At 70.0% G+C, this 16,512-nt stretch carries 15 protein-coding genes; 8 read left to right on the forward strand and 7 right to left on the reverse strand.

The genetic code is table 11. The features are described from left to right. Window positions 1-71: 71 nt before the first annotated feature. From ACFFCN_RS08680 to ACFFCN_RS08690, 3 genes are read right to left on the reverse strand one after another with little or no spacing between them, the layout of a single operon-like run. Window positions 72-959: a carbohydrate ABC transporter permease gene (locus ACFFCN_RS08680; RefSeq protein WP_375490747.1), complete on the reverse strand. Its 888-nt coding sequence runs from the start codon at window positions 957-959 to the stop codon at window positions 72-74. Continuing rightward, a complete protein-coding gene (locus ACFFCN_RS08685) occupies window positions 956-1,948 on the reverse strand; it encodes a carbohydrate ABC transporter permease (protein WP_375490748.1) in 993 nt (330 codons plus the stop codon). The genes ACFFCN_RS08680 and ACFFCN_RS08685 overlap by 4 nt, the downstream gene beginning before the upstream one ends. Beyond that, on the reverse strand, window positions 1,945-3,285 hold the full coding sequence (locus tag ACFFCN_RS08690) for an ABC transporter substrate-binding protein (RefSeq protein WP_375490749.1): 1,341 nt from the start codon (window positions 3,283-3,285) through the stop codon (window positions 1,945-1,947). Before ACFFCN_RS08690 ends, ACFFCN_RS08685 begins: the two co-directional genes overlap by 4 nt. A 182-nt stretch (window positions 3,286-3,467) precedes the next feature. Between ACFFCN_RS08690 and ACFFCN_RS08695 the strand changes: the two genes are divergently transcribed. Then, entirely contained in the window at window positions 3,468-4,259 is a 792-nt protein-coding gene (locus ACFFCN_RS08695) for a DeoR/GlpR family DNA-binding transcription regulator (protein ID WP_375490750.1), read from the forward strand. Here ACFFCN_RS08695 and melA read toward each other — a convergent pair. Continuing rightward, window positions 4,250-5,557 carry an alpha-galactosidase gene (gene melA / locus ACFFCN_RS08700; RefSeq protein ID WP_375490762.1) on the reverse strand — a complete coding sequence of 436 codons (1,308 nt, stop codon included), beginning with the start codon at window positions 5,555-5,557 and terminating at the stop codon, window positions 4,250-4,252. The two genes, ACFFCN_RS08695 and melA, sit on opposite strands and share 10 nt — an antisense overlap. Window positions 5,558-5,679: 122 nt before the next feature. Between melA and ACFFCN_RS08705 the strand changes: the two genes are divergently transcribed. Genes ACFFCN_RS08705 through ACFFCN_RS08720 form a run of 4 tightly spaced genes read left to right on the forward strand, consistent with a single transcriptional unit; the run spans window position 5,680 to window position 9,449 of the window. After that, complete coding sequence (locus ACFFCN_RS08705; RefSeq protein ID WP_375490751.1) at window positions 5,680-6,657, forward strand: carbohydrate kinase family protein; 978 nt, start codon at window positions 5,680-5,682, stop codon at window positions 6,655-6,657. 41 nt (window positions 6,658-6,698) lie between these two features. Further along, a complete protein-coding gene (locus tag ACFFCN_RS08710) occupies window positions 6,699-7,646 on the forward strand; it encodes an SIS domain-containing protein (RefSeq protein ID WP_375490752.1) in 948 nt (315 codons plus the stop codon). 10 nt (window positions 7,647-7,656) lie between these two features. Then, window positions 7,657-8,595, forward strand: coding sequence for a 1-phosphofructokinase family hexose kinase (locus tag ACFFCN_RS08715; protein ID WP_375490753.1), 939 nt, complete (start codon window positions 7,657-7,659; stop codon window positions 8,593-8,595). Next, on the forward strand, window positions 8,592-9,449 hold the full coding sequence (locus ACFFCN_RS08720; RefSeq protein ID WP_375490754.1) for a class II fructose-bisphosphate aldolase: 858 nt from the start codon (window positions 8,592-8,594) through the stop codon (window positions 9,447-9,449). Before ACFFCN_RS08715 ends, ACFFCN_RS08720 begins: the two co-directional genes overlap by 4 nt. 188 nt (window positions 9,450-9,637) lie before the next feature. Here ACFFCN_RS08720 and ACFFCN_RS08725 read toward each other — a convergent pair whose 3' ends face one another. The 3 genes from ACFFCN_RS08725 to ACFFCN_RS08735 all read right to left on the reverse strand — a co-directional run bounded on the left by ACFFCN_RS08725 (window position 9,638) and on the right by ACFFCN_RS08735 (window position 13,205). Beyond that, window positions 9,638-10,303 (reverse strand): hypothetical protein, encoded by a 666-nt coding sequence (locus tag ACFFCN_RS08725; protein ID WP_375490755.1) that lies wholly within the window; start codon window positions 10,301-10,303, stop codon window positions 9,638-9,640. A gap of 162 nt (window positions 10,304-10,465) precedes the next feature. Beyond that, the gene (locus ACFFCN_RS08730) at window positions 10,466-12,520 is read right to left on the reverse strand and encodes an NAD(+) synthase (protein ID WP_375490756.1); all 2,055 of its coding nucleotides are present in this window, start codon (window positions 12,518-12,520) and stop codon (window positions 10,466-10,468) included. A 25-nt stretch (window positions 12,521-12,545) separates the two neighbouring features. Continuing rightward, window positions 12,546-13,205, reverse strand: a complete 660-nt coding sequence (locus tag ACFFCN_RS08735) for a response regulator (RefSeq protein WP_375490757.1) — start codon at window positions 13,203-13,205, stop codon at window positions 12,546-12,548. Between the two features lie 162 nt (window positions 13,206-13,367). Here ACFFCN_RS08735 and ACFFCN_RS08740 point away from each other — a divergent pair, with 162 nt between their 5' ends. From ACFFCN_RS08740 to ACFFCN_RS08750, 3 genes are read left to right on the forward strand one after another with little or no spacing between them, the layout of a single operon-like run. Then, window positions 13,368-13,907, forward strand: a complete 540-nt coding sequence (locus ACFFCN_RS08740) for a hypothetical protein (protein WP_375490758.1) — start codon at window positions 13,368-13,370, stop codon at window positions 13,905-13,907. A 14-nt stretch (window positions 13,908-13,921) separates the two neighbouring features. After that, complete coding sequence (locus ACFFCN_RS08745; RefSeq protein ID WP_375490759.1) at window positions 13,922-15,052, forward strand: hypothetical protein; 1,131 nt, start codon at window positions 13,922-13,924, stop codon at window positions 15,050-15,052. A 4-nt stretch (window positions 15,053-15,056) separates the two neighbouring features. Beyond that, on the forward strand, window positions 15,057-16,172 hold the full coding sequence (locus ACFFCN_RS08750; RefSeq protein ID WP_375490760.1) for a sensor histidine kinase: 1,116 nt from the start codon (window positions 15,057-15,059) through the stop codon (window positions 16,170-16,172). The last annotated feature ends 340 nt before the right edge of the window (window positions 16,173-16,512 follow it).

A 16,512-nucleotide genomic window follows, 5' to 3' on the forward strand; every position in this document is an offset into this window, starting at 1 on the left:
CGCGGCGGCGGTTGCCAGTGCTACCGCCACGGCGGTGGCGAGGTGGACAGGACGTCGGCTGCGGAAGGACATCACTTGATCCCGGTGCTCGCGATGGACTGAACGAAGAAGCGCTGCGCGATGATGAACAACACGATCACCGGCAGCTGACTCATAAGCGTGCCGGCCATCAGCACCGGCCAGTTGACGAAGTGCGAACTCTGGAAGGTGGCCAGGCCGAGCTGGATGGTCATGACGTTCGGCGACGACGTCACGACCAGCGGCCACAGGAAGTCGTTCCACACCTGCAGGAAGGTCAGCACCGCCACCGTGCTGAGCGGCGGCCCCATAAGTGGCAACAGAATGCTGCGCAGGATCCGCGCGCGGCTCGCGCCGTCGAGCAGGGCCGCTTCCTCGAGTTCCACCGGCAGGGTCAGGAAGAATTGACGCAGTAGGTAGATGCCGAACGGCAGCACCAGGTTCGGCATCGTCAATGCGGGCAGCGTGTTCACCAGCCCCAGGTGCTTGACGATCAGCAGGGTCGGGATCATCAACACCTGGAACGGCACCATCAAGGTGGCCAGGATGAGGAAGAAGACGATGCGGTTGCCCGGGAACCGCAACCGCGCGAACGCGTAGCCCGCCATGCTGCAGAACACCAGGTTGGTGATCACGCAAGTGACCGACACGATGCTGCTGTTCACCAGCCAGCGGGCGAATGGTGACTGCGTCCACGCCTCGACAAAATTGTGCCAGTGCAAGCCGGCGGGCAGCTCCGGCGGGAAGTGCCGCGCTTCGGACAGCGTCGAGAGACTGGTGATCAGCATCCAGACCAACGGGAAGATCATCACCAAGGCGACCGGGATGAGCACCAGGTGCCAGGCCGACGGGATCGGGAACCTGCGCCGCCGACGAGGTGGCTCCACCTCGTCCGGCCCGGCCGTCGACGCGATCGCGGCGGACTCCTGCACGGTGGTCACGACCGGTCACCTGCCACCGGGTCGCGCGCGAGCCGGAGCTGGATCGCGGTGACCACGGCGATCACCACGAACAGCGCAACGGCGATCGCCGCGGCATATCCGGCGTGGAAGTACTGGAACGCTTGCTGGTACAGGTAGTAGACGACGACGGTGGTGGCGTGCAACGGGCCGCCCTTGGTCGTCGCGTACACCTCGTCGAACAGTTGCAGTGCATTGATCGTGAGCCAGACCAGCAGGAAGCCGAGCACCGGCCGCAGCAGTGGCACCTGGATCCGCCAGAAGGTGCCGGTCTTGGAGCAGCCGTCGATCTGCGCGGCCTCGATGAGGTCACGGGGGATGCCCTGCAAGCCCGCGAGCAGGATGAGGGTGCCGAACCCGACCCAGCCCCAGACCGTCATGGCGACCACGGAGTACAGGGCCTGGTTCGGTGCGGAGAAGAAGCCCAGCGTCGGCAGTCCTACCTTGCGCAACCCGGCGTTGATGAGGCCGAAGTCGGGGTCCATCAACCAGCTGAAGATCACGCCGGTGGCGATCGTCGAGGTGACGACCGGGATGAACACCGCCAGCCGGTATCCGGTGATACCGCGCACCCGCCGGTTGAGTGCGCCTGCGGCGAGCAGCGAGAGCAGCAGCGTGATCGGGACGAACAACGCCGTGTAGATCAGGGTCTGCCGCACCGCTGCCAGGAACACCGGGTCGTGCACGAGTTGCCGGTAGTTGGCCGTCCCGGCCCACACCCCGGGGGTCTGCAGGTCGTTGTGCTGAAAGGACAGGACGAACGACCACACCACCGGCGCCAGCCCGAACACGCCGATGAGCAGGACGCTCGGGCTCACCATCGCCCAGCCGGACAGCGCATCGCGCCTGCTCTTACGCCCGCCGCGGGGTTGGGGCCGGGGCCGGGCCTGCGCAGCCGGCGCGGGCCGCGGCAGGATCGTGCGGGGTCGGGCCGACTTCGCCGCCCGCGTGTCCTTCTGCCCGACGGTCACGAACCCGCGAGGGCGCCGGCGACCTGTGCGCTGCCCTGCTTGAGTGCCTGCGCGGGCGAGCGTTGCCCGAGCAGTACCGACTGCACCATCTGTCCGACGGCGGTCGAGACCTGGGCGTATGCGTGAATGTTCGGCCGGACGTGCTTGACGTTGTTCAGGTTCTGCACGAACACCTGTTCCGACGGGTACTTGGCGACGAACGTCTTGTACGCCGGCAATGTCGTCGACGACTTGCGCAACGGAAGGTCGCCCGTGGCGATCGAGAACTGCAACCCGATCTTGGCTGAGGTGAGCCAGGCGATGAACTTCCTGGCGGTCGCCGTGCGTCCGTTGGAGTGGTCGAACGACATCCACAGGTCAGGGCCCGAGATCGTCTCGTGGTTGCCGTTGTAACCGGGCAGCAGCGTGACCCCGTACTGCACGTTCTTGTTGATGGTGGCGAGGTCCCACGGACCGGTCCACAACATCGCAATCTTGTTGCTGTTGAAGAGGTTGAGGTAGTTGTCGCTGCCGTTGTCCAGGTACACCGACTTGTCGGTCACCGCCATGTCGTGCAGTTGCTGCAACGCCGCCTTGCCGGCCGGGGAATCGAAGGCCGGCTTCTTGTTGTCCTTCGTCAGCAGCTCGCCGCCGGCCTGCCAGAGCATCGCGAGGTAGCGCCACACGGTGTCCTCGCTGCCGTCGTTGACGTAGGCCCAGCCGTACTGGCGCGCGGACCGGTCGGTCAGTTGGCGGGCGGCGTTGCGGAAGTCCTGCCAGGTCCACGAAGCGTTGGGCGGCGCGACGTGCGCGTCGGCGAACAGCTTCTTGTTGTAGACCAGGCTCAGATTGTCGACGAGTGCGGGGATGCCGACGACCTTGCCGTTGACGGTGGCCGCCTCGCGCTCGGACGGATAGAAGTCGTTCCAGTCGAAGCTCGGCGCATGCACCGTGCTGGTCATGTCGACAAGCTTCGGCTGCCTGGACAGTTGGGCCGCCGACGAGCCGTACTCGTAGGCAACGTCGGGGTAGTTGCCCGCGGTGAATCCCGCGACGGTTTTCTGCAATGCGGAGTCATTGCCGCCGTTGAAGCTCAGCGTGACCTTGGACTTCGGGTTCGCGCGGTTCCACTGCTGCGCCAGCGCCTGGATCTCCTTGCCTTCGACGAGCGTGTAGCCGTGTGACACGGTGATCGCAGTGCTGCCACCGTCGCTACCGGACCCGCTGGAGCTGCAGGCCGCAGCGCTCCCGGCAAGCGCGACGACCATCAGGGCGAGGCCTGCCCGCCGGCTGCGGCTGGCTCGCCGCACCCGATCCGACGGGCGCACCCCGGAACGTGTCGCAGTCTGGAAGGTCATCTACGGCTCCTCGCCTCGGACCGGCCCGCCGGGTCGTGCGCCTCGATTCGATCAGAATCAAGCGCGAGTTCTGAGCAGAGTTGCACGAGTCTGGGGGCCGGTCAAGGCCGATTGCGCGAATTGCGCTGCAAAGCTGCTCGATTGCGTGAACGCTTATGTTTCGTGCGCGTATCGTGCGCGCTATGCGGCAGCAAGACCGGCTCGGGCGAATTCTTCAGGAGCTCAATCAGCACTCGTCGGTCGGCGTGGCCGAGCTGGCGCAGCGGCTGGCGGTGTCCGAGGCGTCGGTGCGTCGAGACCTCCGGCTGCTCGAGGAACAGAAGCTGCTCACCCGAACCCACGGCGGCGCGGTCGCGTCCGGAGTGCTCTACGAACTGCCGATGCGCTACCGCGGCGGTCATCACCACGAGGCCAAACGGGCCATCGCCCACACCGCTGTCGCGCTGATCGGTGCGGACGTCGCGTCGGTCGGTCTGAACGGGGGGTCCACCACGACCGAAGTGGCTCGCGTGCTGGCCGGCCGGCCGGGACTGCGCGTGGTGACCAATGCGCTGAACATTGCCTCCGAACTCGCCGTGCGCTCGAACATCGAACTCGTCGTCTGCGGAGGCAGCGCGCGCACCGAGTCCTACGAGCTGGTCGGGCCGCTGGCCGAGATGACGCTGTCCAACCTCAATCTCGATGTCGCCGTGATCGGCGTCGACGGCATCAGCGGGAGTGCCGGACTGACCACCCATCACGAGGTGGAGGCGCAGACGAACCGGACTCTGGTGCGAATAGCCGAGCGGATCGTCGTCGTGGCCGACGCGAGCAAGATCGGCAAACGCGGCTTTGCGCGGATCGCCGACGCCTCGGCCGTGACGGACCTGGTCACGGACGCGAGCGCCGAGCCGGGCGCGGTCCGCGAGCTCGAGAGACTGGGAGTGCGCGTGCACCTCGCCGTGGCCGAACCGGTGCTCGACGTTCAGGGCTGAAGGCGCTGACGCAGCGGCTCGGCGAGCAGCGCGCCGTGTGCCTCGACCATCGCGTCGGCGAGTGCCCAGATCGTGTCGAGCGAGACCGTTGCGGCGGTGTTGGGGTCGGCCATCAGCGCGTGTCGGACGAGCTCCGGCCGCCCTTCCACCGCCGCGCGCACGGTCAGCTCGACGACCGCCAGGAACTGCCGGTTCAGTGCGGCGCATTGGCTCGGCAGGGCCGGGACGGATCGCGGCCGCACGCCGTCGGAGCCGAGCAGGCAGGGCACCTCGATGCCCGCACCCGCCGGAAAATCAGGGCTCAGGCCGTCATTGGCCACGTTGACCTGGATGTTGCGCGGCGCGCCGGTCACCAGGCTGTGCACGACCTGCGGCGCGTACTCGGCCGCTTCCTCGTCGGGCTCGTCGTATCGCCCGGCGGCCACTCGCGGCACCAGCCGCTCGGTCTCGCGCACGTTGGCGGCGCTGATCTGCAGGTAGTCGTTGACCGGGATGCGTAGCCGCGCGATCTCCTCGTCCAGGTGCAGGTACCACGGCACGTACTCGCTCGAGTGCTCACTGGTCTCGGTCGGGTAGAAGCCGAGTCGGCGGTACATGTCGACACGCACCCGACGCCGCAGCTGATCGTCCGCGGCGATCCGTTCGTCGAGCAGCGGATAGAGATCCCGCCCGTCCTGTTCCCAACGCAGCAGCCACGCCTGGTGGTTCACCCCGAAGCTGAAGAACGTCGTCTGCTCCATCGGGACGCCGACGAGTGCGCAGAGGTCGTGCACCGTCCAGTACACCGAATGGCACAGCCCGAGCACCTTGAGTCGCGGGTGGGTGGCGGCGAGGTACTGCACATTCATGGCCATCGGGTTGGTGTAGTTCAGCAACCAGGCGTCGGGGCACACCTGCTCCATGTCCGCGGCAAGCGCATCCAGGAACCCGAAGGTGCGCAGGCCCCGGAAGATCCCGCCCACGCCGAGCGTGTCGCCGATGGTCTGCCGGACGCCGTAGCGCGCCGGCAGCTCGAGGTCGGTGACGGTGGCCGCGTGTCCGCCGATGTTCACGGTATTGATCACGAACTGGGCGTCGGTGAGCGCCGCCCGACGCTCGCGTTCGGCGGTGACCGTCACCGGGCGTCGGTAGTGGCGGCCGGCGAGTTCCGCGATGCCGCGCGCGAGCTCGAGGCGGGTCTCGTCGACGTCGTGCATCACGAGGTGCAGCTCGCCGAGGTCGGGCATCAGCAACAGGTCGCGCACGAGCTGGCGGGTGAACTCCGCCGAGCCCGCCCCGATGAAGCAGATACGTGTGATGGCGCAAGCTGACGGGTCGGACACCTCGGCAGCATGGCAGAGTCGCTGTCAATCGAGCAATATCGTGCAGAATTGCTGCTTGGTCATGGACAGAACAGGTTCGCGGGCGTCAAGATGTGCCGGTGACCCCCACCCAGCCGACGGCCGAGCAGGACCGGCGGGCAGTGCTGGTTGTCGGTGACGCGAACCCGGACCTACTGCTGCGCGGCGATGTCGTGCCGCGCTTTCGCCAGCACGAGCAACTGCTCACCGACGCGACGTTGGTGCTCGCCGGGTCGGCCGGAATCACCGCGCACGGGCTGGCGCGCCTCGGCCGCCCGGTGACGTTGCTCGCCGCGATCGGCGACGACGCCTACGGCAGCTTCGTGCGAGAGCAGCTGCAGGCGGCCGGGGTCGGTGTCGATCTGCTGCACTACGCAGCCGACCTGCCCACCGGCCTGTCGGTAATCCTCTCCCGGTCCGACGACCGGGCCATCCTGACGTTGCCGGGGGCAATACCGACGTTGACCACGGACGACGTGGCGCGTGCGCTGGCGTCGACGGCGCCCGGTCATCTGCACGTCGCGTCGCTGTTCCTGCAACCTCAACTCGTCGACGAGTGGCCCGCACTGCTCGCGCAGGCCCGGGCCGCCGGCTGGACGACCTCGTTGGACACGAACGCCGATCCCGCCGACCGCTACCGCGGCGTGGACGCGGTGTTGGAACACGTCGATCTGTTCCTGCCCAACGCGACCGAGGCGTCGGCAATCGCGGGCGTGGCCGAACCGCGCGCTGCAGCTGCGGCGTTGGCCGCCGCCGGCCCGTTGGTCGTGATGACCGATGGTGGCAACGGCGCGTTGGCCGCCGCGCCGGACGGTTCGGTGCTGGCCGTCGCAGCCGTGCCCTGCCATGTGGTCGACAGCACCGGCGCGGGTGACACCTTCGCCGCGGTGTTTCTCGACGCCTGGCTCGACGGCCGGGACATCGACACGGCCCTGCGGCGCAGCGTTTTCGCCGCGTCGCGCGTGGTGGCCGGGCTCGGTGGAACTGCCGGTCAGCCCACCGCGGCCGACATCGACGCCGCAGCGCCCGGCCCCGCGCGGCGCGCCGTGCACGCCTGAGCCCGCCCGACCACCCAGCAGAGACGACCGACGAGGACGCGATGAGCACGGACACCACCGACCTGCGGCAGTCCGCCGACGGGGCCACTGCGCCGCCGGGGCGGCCGTTCGTCGCCGCCGAGATCGACCGGCAGCCGGAGTCGTGGCGGGCCGCGGCGAAGCTGGTCGGGCGCGAAGCAGCGGTGTTGCCGCGCCCGGGCGCGCGCGTGGCGGCCATCGGCTGCGGCACGTCGTGGTTCATGGCGCAGGCCTACGCCGCGATCCGCGAGAGCGCCGGGCTGGGACTCACCGACGCGTTCGCCGCCAGCGACTTCCCGGCCGACCGCGATTACGACGTCGTTGTGGCCATTTCACGGTCGGGCACCACGACGGAGGTCATTCGGGCGATAGACGGCATCTCCTCGCCGGTGGTCGGTATCACCGCCGTCGCCGGCACTCCCGTCGTGGGCGTCGCCGACGAGGCGATCGTGCTGGACTTCGCCGACGAGCAGTCGGTGGTACAGACCGTGTTCGCCACGACTGCACTGGCATTGCTGCGCGCATCCCTCGGCGAGGACGTCGACGCGCTCGCCGAGCAGGCGTCGGCTGTCCTCGACGGCGCGAACCCGGTTCCGGCCGAGGCCGTCGACGTCGACCAGATCACCTTCCTGGGTCAGGGAGGCGCGTTCGGGATCGCTCAGGAGGCGGCGCTGAAGATGCGCGAGGCGGCGCGACTGTGGACCGAGTCGTATCCGCAGATGGAGTACCGGCACGGGCCGATCGCCGTCGCGCAGCCGGGCCGCGCCGTCTGGCTGTTCGGCGCCCCGGTGCCGGGGATCGTCGCGGACGTCGCCCGCACCGGCGCGATGCTCGTCGAGGATGACCTGGACCCGATGGTGGATCTTGTGCGGGCGCACCGGCTGGCGGTCGTGCGGGCGCGGCGTCGTGGTCTCGACCCGGACCATCCGCGTTCGCTGACCCGCTCGGTCGTGCTCGACGTCCGTGACTGATCGTGGCGCCGTGATCCGCTGTCTGTGCCCCAGCCCGTCGGTCGACGTCACCTATCAGGTCGAGCGGCTGCTGCGCGGGGCGACCACCCGTGTTCGCGCGGTGACCCGGCGAGCGGGCGGCAAGGCGGTCAACGTCGCCCGCGTCGTTCACTCGGCCGGGTCGGGCGCGCTCGTGGTAGCGGCGGTCGGGGGGCCGGCCGGTACCGAGTTCGCCGCCGACCTGGCGGCCGAAGGCATTGAGCATTCTCTCGTCCCGGCGGCTCCGACGACCAGGTGCACGGTGACCGTCGTCGAGGACGACGGGAGTGCCAGCGTGCTCACCGAGCACGCCTCGCTCGGTGCCGGGTGGCCGCGGCTCGCTGCGCTCGCCGTCGAGGCGTTGACCGCGCGAGATGTGCTCGTCGTCAGCGGCAGCATGCCGAACGACGTTGCGCCGGACGCGTTGACGGCGCTGGTCGCTGACGGTCGCGGCACGGGGAGCTCGGTCGTGGTCGATACCAGCGGGCCGCCGCTGCTGGCCGCGCTGGCGGCCGCACCCACACTGGTCGCGCCCAATCGCGACGAGCTGGCCGAGGTCACCGGCGACGGCGATCCCGAACGGGCCGCGACGGCGTTGGCGCGGCGCTTCGACACCGTCGTCGTGGCGTCGCTCGGCCCGGTCGGGGTGCTCGCCGCAACACCGGAGCGGGTCTGGACCGCCCGCCCACCCGAACAGTTGACCGGTAATCCCACCGGCGCCGGTGACGCGCTGGTCGCCGGCATCGCCCTGCACCTTGCCGGCGACGCCGTCCGCGACGATCCCGCCGGTTGGCTGCCGGCTGCATTGCGCGAGGGCGTCGCGTTGTCCGCGGCCGCGGTTCTCGTGCCGTACGCCGGAGCCGTCGATGTCGACTATGCCGCTCGCGTGCGGCCGCTGGTCGAGGTCGATCAGTTGGAGCCGGCGCGATGACGGTCACGACCACGCGGGAACTCCTCGCCGACGCGGTCGGCCACCGCAAGGCCGTCCTCGCGGTCAACGTCATCACGCTCGAGCACGCCGAGGCGATCGCAGCTGCTGCCGAGCGATGCGATGCCGCGGTGATCATGCAACTGAGCGAGAACGCGATCCGGTATCACCGGGGACGGCTATTGCCGATCGCTACCGCGATGTTCGAGACGGCCGACGCGGCACGGGTGCCGGTGGCACTGCATCTGGACCACGTCACCGATCCCGAGCTGGTGACCGCCGCGCTCGAACCGGCGACGGTGCGGCTCTTCAGTTCGATGATGTACGACGCAGGCGCGCTGCCGCACGCGCAGAACCTTTCCTGCACCCGCGACGTCGCTGCCCGCGCACACGAGCACGGGTACCTGGTCGAGGCAGAACTGGGTTACGTGGGCGGAAAGCCACACGCGCCCGCGAGCGCCCACGCGGCGGGGGTGCGCACCGACCCGGATGAGGCGGTCGAGTTCGTCACGCGCACCGGGGTGGACGCGCTCGCGGTCGCCGTCGGCAGCTCACACGCGATGACCGAACGCACCGCCCGCCTGGACGTCGATCTGATCAACGCGCTACGTGCGCGCGTGCCCGTCCCGCTCGTGCTGCACGGGTCGTCCGGGGTTGCCGCCGACGATCTTCGCTCGGCCGTGTCCGCCGGCATAGCGAAGATCAACGTCGGCACCGCGGTGAACGTGCGGATGACCGCCGCGATCCGGGCGACGCTGGGCGCGGATGGGCAGGCGGTCGATCCGCGCGGTTACCTGACTGACGCTCGCGACGCGATGACCCACTCGGTGACGGATCTGCTCGCCGCGGTGCGTTAGCGCCTCGCCTACTGTTCGCCCGTTCTCGATCGTCGGCACCGCAGTGCTGCGCACTCAGGCATGGGTGACCGGTCTCGGTCCTAGAGGATTGCCCGCGTTCGTGCGGGCAAACCTCTAGGACCGGTGGACGGTGCAGGTAGCCGGCTGGGCACGTGCCACAACGACGTCGCCACACGCCGCCGTTGGCCTCAGTAGACGGGGGAGAACGCCTGCTTCGAGATGGTGAAGCCGGTATCCGTCTCGCGGTTCAGGCAGGTGATGCCTGCCGACTCGCTGACGCAGGCGGCGTCGCCGTCGACCAGCGCCGCGCCGTAGTGCAGCACGGCGCCGCGTGCGGCCACCGGGAAGTATCCCGAGCAGTCGGTGAGCGACGGGTTGCCGTCCTCGTCGATGGTCGCGGCGATGCCGGCGTCGCAGTCCGGACCGTTCTGCGGGAAGTTGTACTTGCGGATCGCGCAGGCAGTCGTGCCGTCGCCGTACAGGTAGCACCCGACGTTCTGGCTGGGTGCGTCGAAGAACAGGGTGTCGACGTCGTCGGTGTAGTAGTCGGCGTCGTCAACGACATCGGAGTCGTCGAGCAGGGCCGACATCGATCCACGCGAATGCGGTACGTCCGGCGCCGAGGCCACCTTGGTCACGGTCCGCTTGTTCGTCGGCCGGGCCACGACCGTGACCGTCTTCTGCGGCGCCGATGTCACGGTCGCGGTGGGGGTCGGCGAGGCGGGGGACGTGGACGCGCTCGGCGACCGGGTGGGGGATTGAGCATGCCCTGCTGTTGTCGTACTGCACGCCGCTGCGGCGGTGGCAGCGAGCAGGGCGACACCGAGCATGGCGAAGCTGGTGTGGTGACGCATGCGACCCTCCCGCGGAACCGGCAGACCGGATCACGCGGCGAGCGCTGCCGATCTGTCGCCCGACGTAGTAGCAGACGGATGCCCTTGGCGACAAGGCCCCGGCATGATCAGGCGAGGTCAGTGTCGTCGGGTCGCGCAGCGACCGAACTTCCGCTGTCGCGGTCAGACCTGCGGCCCGTTGCGGTCGAGTTCGGCGACCCACGCGGCGGCACTCGCATCGGACGGTGCCCGCCAGTCGCCGCGTGGTGAGAGCGCACCGCCGGCACTCACCTTCGGCCCGTTGGGCAGCGCCGAGCGCTTGAACTGCGCGAACCCGAAGTAGCGCTGCAGGAATTCGCGCAACCAGTGCGTGATCGTCGGCAGGTCGTAGGCGTGCCGGCCGTCCGCCGGGAAGCCGACGGGCCACTCGCCGCCAGCGGCATCACGCCACGCGTGCCACGCCAGGAACGCGACCTTCGACGGCGGCAGGCCGTAACGCAGCACATGGAAGAGGAAGAAGTCGTGCAGCTCGTACGGTCCGATCCGCTCCTCGGTGCTCTGCATGGCACCGGTCTCCTCGTCGGCCGGCACCAGCTCGGGGGAGATCTCGGTGTCCAGGATCGAGGTCAGCAGCTCGTTCGTGCGCTCGTCGAACTGCCCGCTCGTCACCGTCCAGCGGATGAGGTACTGGATCAACGTCTTGGGCACGCCGGCATTGACCGCGTAGTGGCTCATCTGGTCGCCGACACCGTACGTCGACCAGCCGAGCGCGAGCTCGCTCAGATCGCCGGTGCCGACGACGAAACCCTTGCGCTGGTTGGCCAACCGGAACAGGTAGTCGGTGCGCAGGCCGGCCTGCACGTTCTCGAACGTCACGTCGTAGACGTGCTCCCCGCGGCTGAACGGGTGGTCGAGGTCGGCGAGCAGCTGACCGGCGGCGGGCCGGATGTCGATTTCCGCGGCCTCGACGCCGAGCGCCTTCATGAGTGCCCACGCATTCGCCTTCGTCGCCTCGCCGGTCGCGAAGCCGGGCATCGTGAAGCCGAGGATCGACGAACGCGGGACCTCGAGCAGGTCGCACGCCTTGGCCGCGACGATCAGTGCGTGCGTGGAGTCCAGGCCGCCGGAGACGCCGATCACCATGCGCTCGCCGGCGGAGCGGAACCGCCGGGCCAACGCGGTCACCTGGATGTTGAACGCCTCGTAACAGTCCTGATCCAGATGCGCTTGATCGTCGGGCACGAACGGGAAGCGGCGCAGCGGTCGGCGCAGGCCGACGTCGCGCAGGTGCGGACGGTGTGCGAACGCGACGCGGCGGTAGCGCCGTTCCGGCTGTCCGGCGGCGACGACGGAGTCGCTGAACGACTGCGTGCGCAGCCGCTCGAGCCGGATGCGTGCGAGGTCGACGTCGGCGACGAGCAGCTGTGGTTGCTCGGCGAAGCGGTCGGACTCGGCGATCAGCGCACCGAGCTCGTGCACCGTGCCCTGACCGTCCCACGCGAGGTCGGTGCTGCTCTCGCCCGGGCCGGCCGCGGAGTAGATGTACGCGGCCACCGCGCGCATGGACTGCGATGCCGACAAGGTCTCGCGGTCGGCGGACTTGCCGACAGTGATGTTCGACGCCGACAGGTTGGCGAGCACGGTCGCGCCGGCGAGCGCAGCGAACGACGACGGCGGCACCGTTGCCCAGAAGTCCTCGCAGATGTCCACCGCGATGACGAAGTCGTCGAGGTCGGTCGCGCCGAAGATCAGGTCGTTGCCGAACGGCACCGTCGCGCCGGCAAGGGTGATCTCCTGACCGGACGTACTCGCGCCGGAGGCGAACCAGCGCTTCTCGTAGTACTCGCGGTAGTTCGGCAGGAACGTCTTCGGGACGACGCCGAGGATCGCACCGTGGCTGATCACGACGGCGGCGTTGAACAGGCTGCCGTTGCGGCGTACCGGCGCGCCGACGAGCAGCACGGGTGCGAGCTCGCGGCTCGCGTCGCGCATCGTGGCGACGGCGTCCTCGGCCGCGTCCAGCAACGCGTCCTGCAGCAGCAGGTCGTCGATCGCGTACGACGACAGGCCGAGTTCCGGGAAGACGACGAGGTCGACGCCGTCGGCATCGGCCCGGCGCGCGAGCTCGAGCGTCGCCTGCGCGTTGCGTGCGGGATCCGCGGTGGCGACGACCGGGGTTGCCGCAGCGACCCGCACCATGCCGTGCCGGTGCAGGCTCGCGAACTCGCGATCGCTCACCCGCCGAGCGTACTGACCCGGACGATCACCGCGGCGTGGCGGCGAAACCGGTCTCGTAGGCGCGCACGACCGCCTGCACGCGGTCACGCACCCCGAGCTTCATCAGGATCCGGCCGACGTGCGTCTTCACCGTCGTCTCGGCGACGACCAGCTCGGCGGCGATCTCGGCGTTCGACAGCCCGCGCGCGACCAGCCGGAGCACGTCCAGCTCGCGTTCGGTGAAGCCGGCGAGCTCGGCCGGTGGGCCCGACGGGATCGCCGGCGCCGGTGCGAAGCTCTCCACGAGGCGACGCGTGATGGACGGCTCGATCAACGCGTCCCCGCCGGCGGCCGCGCGCACCGCGGCGATCAACCGGGTGGCCGGCGCATCTTTGAGCAGGAAACCGCTCGCGCCGGCGCGCAGTGCGCGGTAGACGTACTCGTTCAGGTCGAACGTCGTCAGCACCACGACCCGGGGAGCGTCGGGGAGCGCGACGATCCGTTCGGTGGCGGCCAATCCGTCGAGGTTCGGCATCCGGATGTCCATCAGCACGACGTCGGGTGCGTACTGCCGGACGAGCTGGATCGCCTGCAGGCCGTCGTCCGCCTCGCCCACCACATCGATATCGGTCTCGCTGTCGAGGATCGCGCGGAAGCCGGAGCGCAGCAGCTGCTGGTCGTCGGCGATCAGGACGCGGATGGGCACGCGGACATTGTGGCCGCCCCGGCAAGTCCCCGGGGTCCTTCGTGAGGAGGACATGCGCGGGTCGGGTTCAGCCTGCAGCAGGACGCGCATGACCCGCGGCCGCTCCTACGTTTTCGACCAACCGGGGGCGGTCCCCGTAGGACGAACGCGAGGGAGAGATCGATGGACAGGATCAGGGCTGCCATCCGGCCGACGGACATCGTGCTGGCGTTGTTGCTCAGCGCGCTCGGCGTGTGGCTGATGGCCGAGGACATGGGCGGGTCGAAGGACGGCACCCGGATCGACTCGACGAGCTGGCTGCTCATTCCGGTGTTCCTCGTCGCCACGCTGCCGGTTGTGTTCCGCCGGGTGAACCTGATGGCGGTCATCCTGGTCAGCGCCGCGGCCATCACCGTGCACGACATCGCCTTCGACTGGGTCGTGCGGTGCGGCGCCGGTCTGCCGCTCACCGGCGCGCTCGCCTACAGCGCCGGGCGACTGCTCGCCGACCGCCGTCAATCGGTCTTCGCGCTGGTGCTGACGATCGGTGTCCAGGCGCTCGTTCTTGTGCGAGACTCAGCCGCGGGGCTGGGCGTTCTGCCGGTCACGGCAGGGCTCGCCGTCATCGCATGGGGGGCCGGATGGTTCGTGCGTTCGCAGCTGGCCAAGCGCTCGGTGCCCGAGCAGGCGCCGGCGCCGCTGCCGGCCGCCGCGCACGTCTGAACGGCGGACATCCGATGAGTGCGCGGAACGCGGTGACCATCCGAGCGGCCGACGTCGTGCTGACCGTGGTGCTCACCGCGCTGGGTGTCGTGCTGATGGTCGAGGACGTCACGGACCGCCACGCCGACGTGCGTACCGACAGCCACTCGTGGTGGATGCTGCCGGTGTTCCTCGTGGCCGTCGTTCCCGTGCTCTGGTGGCGGCGGGGCCTGCTGATCGTGGCCGGCCTCGCCGCCACCGTCATGGGGGTGCATGTGCTTGCGTTCGGCTGGACCGTGCGCTGCGGTGCGGGTCTGCCGTTGGCGTTCGTGCTGGCCTACCTCGTCGGGATGCGCGACGAGTGGCGTCGTGGCCTCGTCGGCCTGGCCGTGGTCGAGGTGCTGACCGCGCTCGTCCTGCTGCGCGACTCGGCCGCCGGGCCGACGCTGATCCCGATCGCCGCGCTGCTCACCGCCGCTGCCTGGGCCATCGGCGGCGTGGTCCGGCAGCGCATCGGGCTGGCCGGGCAGCTGCGCGAGCGCAACGCGGAGTTGGCGCAGCTGCGCGATGCGCGCGCCGCCGTCGACGTCAGTACCGATCGTGCCCGGATGTCTGCCGAGCTCGACACCCTGCTCGATGAGCGTCTCCAGCACCTGTTGCACGCCGCGGCCACGCCCACCGACGGCGATCCGGAGAAGGCCGGTGCGTTGCTGGCGACCATCGAGGACGAGAGCCGGCGCGTTCTCGGGCAGATGCGCGAGATCGTCGGTGTGCTACGCGGTGGCGAGGTCGCGCTCGCGCCGGCGCCGTCGGTGGCGCACCTGGAGGCGCTGTTGTCGCGGCGCAGCAGTGTCGACGCGCGGCTCGCGGTGGCCGGTGATCCGCGCAGCCTGCCGGCGAGTGTCGAGCTGTCGGCCTACCGCGTCGTCGAGCACCTGCTCGGCGTTCTCGCCGACGAACCGGACGCGCGTATCGACGTCGCCATGGACTTCGCGCCGGACGCGTTGGAGATCACCGTCACCGGTCCGGTGCACCGCGGCGCCGATGTGCGGGCCGCGGTCGCCCGGGCACGGGAGCGGGTGCGCCTGCAGCACGGCACGCTCACCGTCAAGGTCGCGCGTGGCCGGGCACGGGCGCTTGCGCACCTGCCGGTCCAGCCGGTCTGACGCCATGCCTGCGCGTCGCCTGGAGCCGTGGTTGATCGCGGTCGGCGTCGTACTCGTGGTCGTGCTGCCTTCGCTCGTGCAGGACCCGCCGCGCACGGGGGGCGCGGCGCTCGGTCTTGCCTGTGTCGTCGCCGCCGGCCTGCTGCTCACGGTGTGGCGCCGCCACCCCGTGCTGACAGCGGCCGGTGGCGGCGCCCTGATCATCGCGGCGAGCTTGCTGCCCGGCGACGTCCCGGATCTGGCACTGCTGGTGTTGACGGCGCTGGCGTTCGTCGCGGGGGAGCGTTTCGGGGGCGGTGCGGCGTGGACGAGTGGCGCGGGGTTCGTTGCGTGGCTCGCCGCGCTATACCTGATCACCGGCGAGCAGGACGGCGGACTGGCGATGTTCACCGTGCCCGGCTTCGTCGCCGGGACGGCGCTGCGGTTGCGGCGCGAGACGGCCGACGAACTCGCGTTGCGCGGGCAGGAGCTGGAGGCCGAGCGCGAGCTGTTCGCGCAGCTCGCGGTACGCAACGAACGCTCGCGCATCGCCGCCGAGCTGCACGACATCATCGGCCACTCGCTCAGCGTCATGGTGGTGCAGGCCGCGGCCGGGCAGCGGCTGTTGCTGCAGGATTCGGCGGCCGCCCAGCAGGCCGGCGCCGACGTGCTCGGCGTCGTGGCCGAGTCCGCGCGGCAGGGCCGCGGTGACCTCGCGCGGCTGGTCGACCTGCTCGGTGGGCAGGCGGTCGCCGGCCCCGACCTCGCGCTGGTCGACGAGGTGGTGGCGTTGGCGGCGGGCAGCGGTCTGCAGGTCACCTGCCGCTTCGAGGGTGACCGCGACGGGGTGTCGACGGACGTCGCCGGCACGGCGTTCCGGGTGGTGCGCGAGTCGTTGACCAACGCGCTGCGCCACGCCCCCGGCGCGGCCGTGCGGGTGCTCGTCCGCGGCGCCACCCGGGTGCTCGAGGTCCGCGTCGAGAACGACGCGCCTGTGTCACTGACAGCGGGGATCGTCGGCACCGGTCACGGTCTGCACGGTTTGCGTGAACTGGTCGAGCGCGGCGGCGGCCGGTTCGCCGCGGGTGCGACGGCGACGGGCGGGTGGGTCGTCGAGGCGCAGCTGCCTGCGCAGGGTTGACTTCACGTGGACCAAACATGCTGGTAGCTTCCGGGTCGACCGTCGAACAGCGGGGGTCCGGCGTCCGGAGGGTTCCTCGTGTCGGTAGATCAAGCAGACATCTCAGCGCCGGTCGCCGAGTATCGGGCGAAGCATCGGCGCCTCGACCCGTCATCCGACGCTGCACCGATGAGCGCGCCGGAAACTCGCCCCACCCACGTGCGGCCGGACCCGGCGACCACCACGGTGACGCTGCCCGACCGTGATCTTGCCGCCGGCCCGCCCCGGGAACCGGTGCGGCGCACGGGCGAGGTGCGCCATGCCGTGCCCATGCGCACCGTCCTCGCCCGCGTGGTCGGCG

Source organism: uncultured Jatrophihabitans sp., assembly GCF_964246335.1.
GTDB lineage: Bacteria > Actinomycetota > Actinomycetes > Mycobacteriales > Jatrophihabitantaceae > Jatrophihabitans.

Coding starts and splice junctions, on each gene's coding strand:
- ACFFCN_RS08695 (WP_375490750.1), top strand. CDS start 3,468: ATGCGGCAGCAAGACCGGCTCGGGCGAATTCTTCAGGAGCTCAATCAG.
- ACFFCN_RS08720 (WP_375490754.1), top strand. CDS start 8,592: ATGACGGTCACGACCACGCGGGAACTCCTCGCCGACGCGGTCGGCCAC.
- ACFFCN_RS08725 (WP_375490755.1), bottom strand. CDS start 10,303: ATGCGTCACCACACCAGCTTCGCCATGCTCGGTGTCGCCCTGCTCGCT.
- ACFFCN_RS08745 (WP_375490759.1), top strand. CDS start 13,922: ATGAGTGCGCGGAACGCGGTGACCATCCGAGCGGCCGACGTCGTGCTG.
- ACFFCN_RS08750 (WP_375490760.1), top strand. CDS start 15,057: ATGCCTGCGCGTCGCCTGGAGCCGTGGTTGATCGCGGTCGGCGTCGTA.
- ACFFCN_RS08690 (WP_375490749.1), bottom strand. CDS start 3,285: ATGACCTTCCAGACTGCGACACGTTCCGGGGTGCGCCCGTCGGATCGG.
- ACFFCN_RS08710 (WP_375490752.1), top strand. CDS start 6,699: ATGAGCACGGACACCACCGACCTGCGGCAGTCCGCCGACGGGGCCACT.
- ACFFCN_RS08740 (WP_375490758.1), top strand. CDS start 13,368: ATGGACAGGATCAGGGCTGCCATCCGGCCGACGGACATCGTGCTGGCG.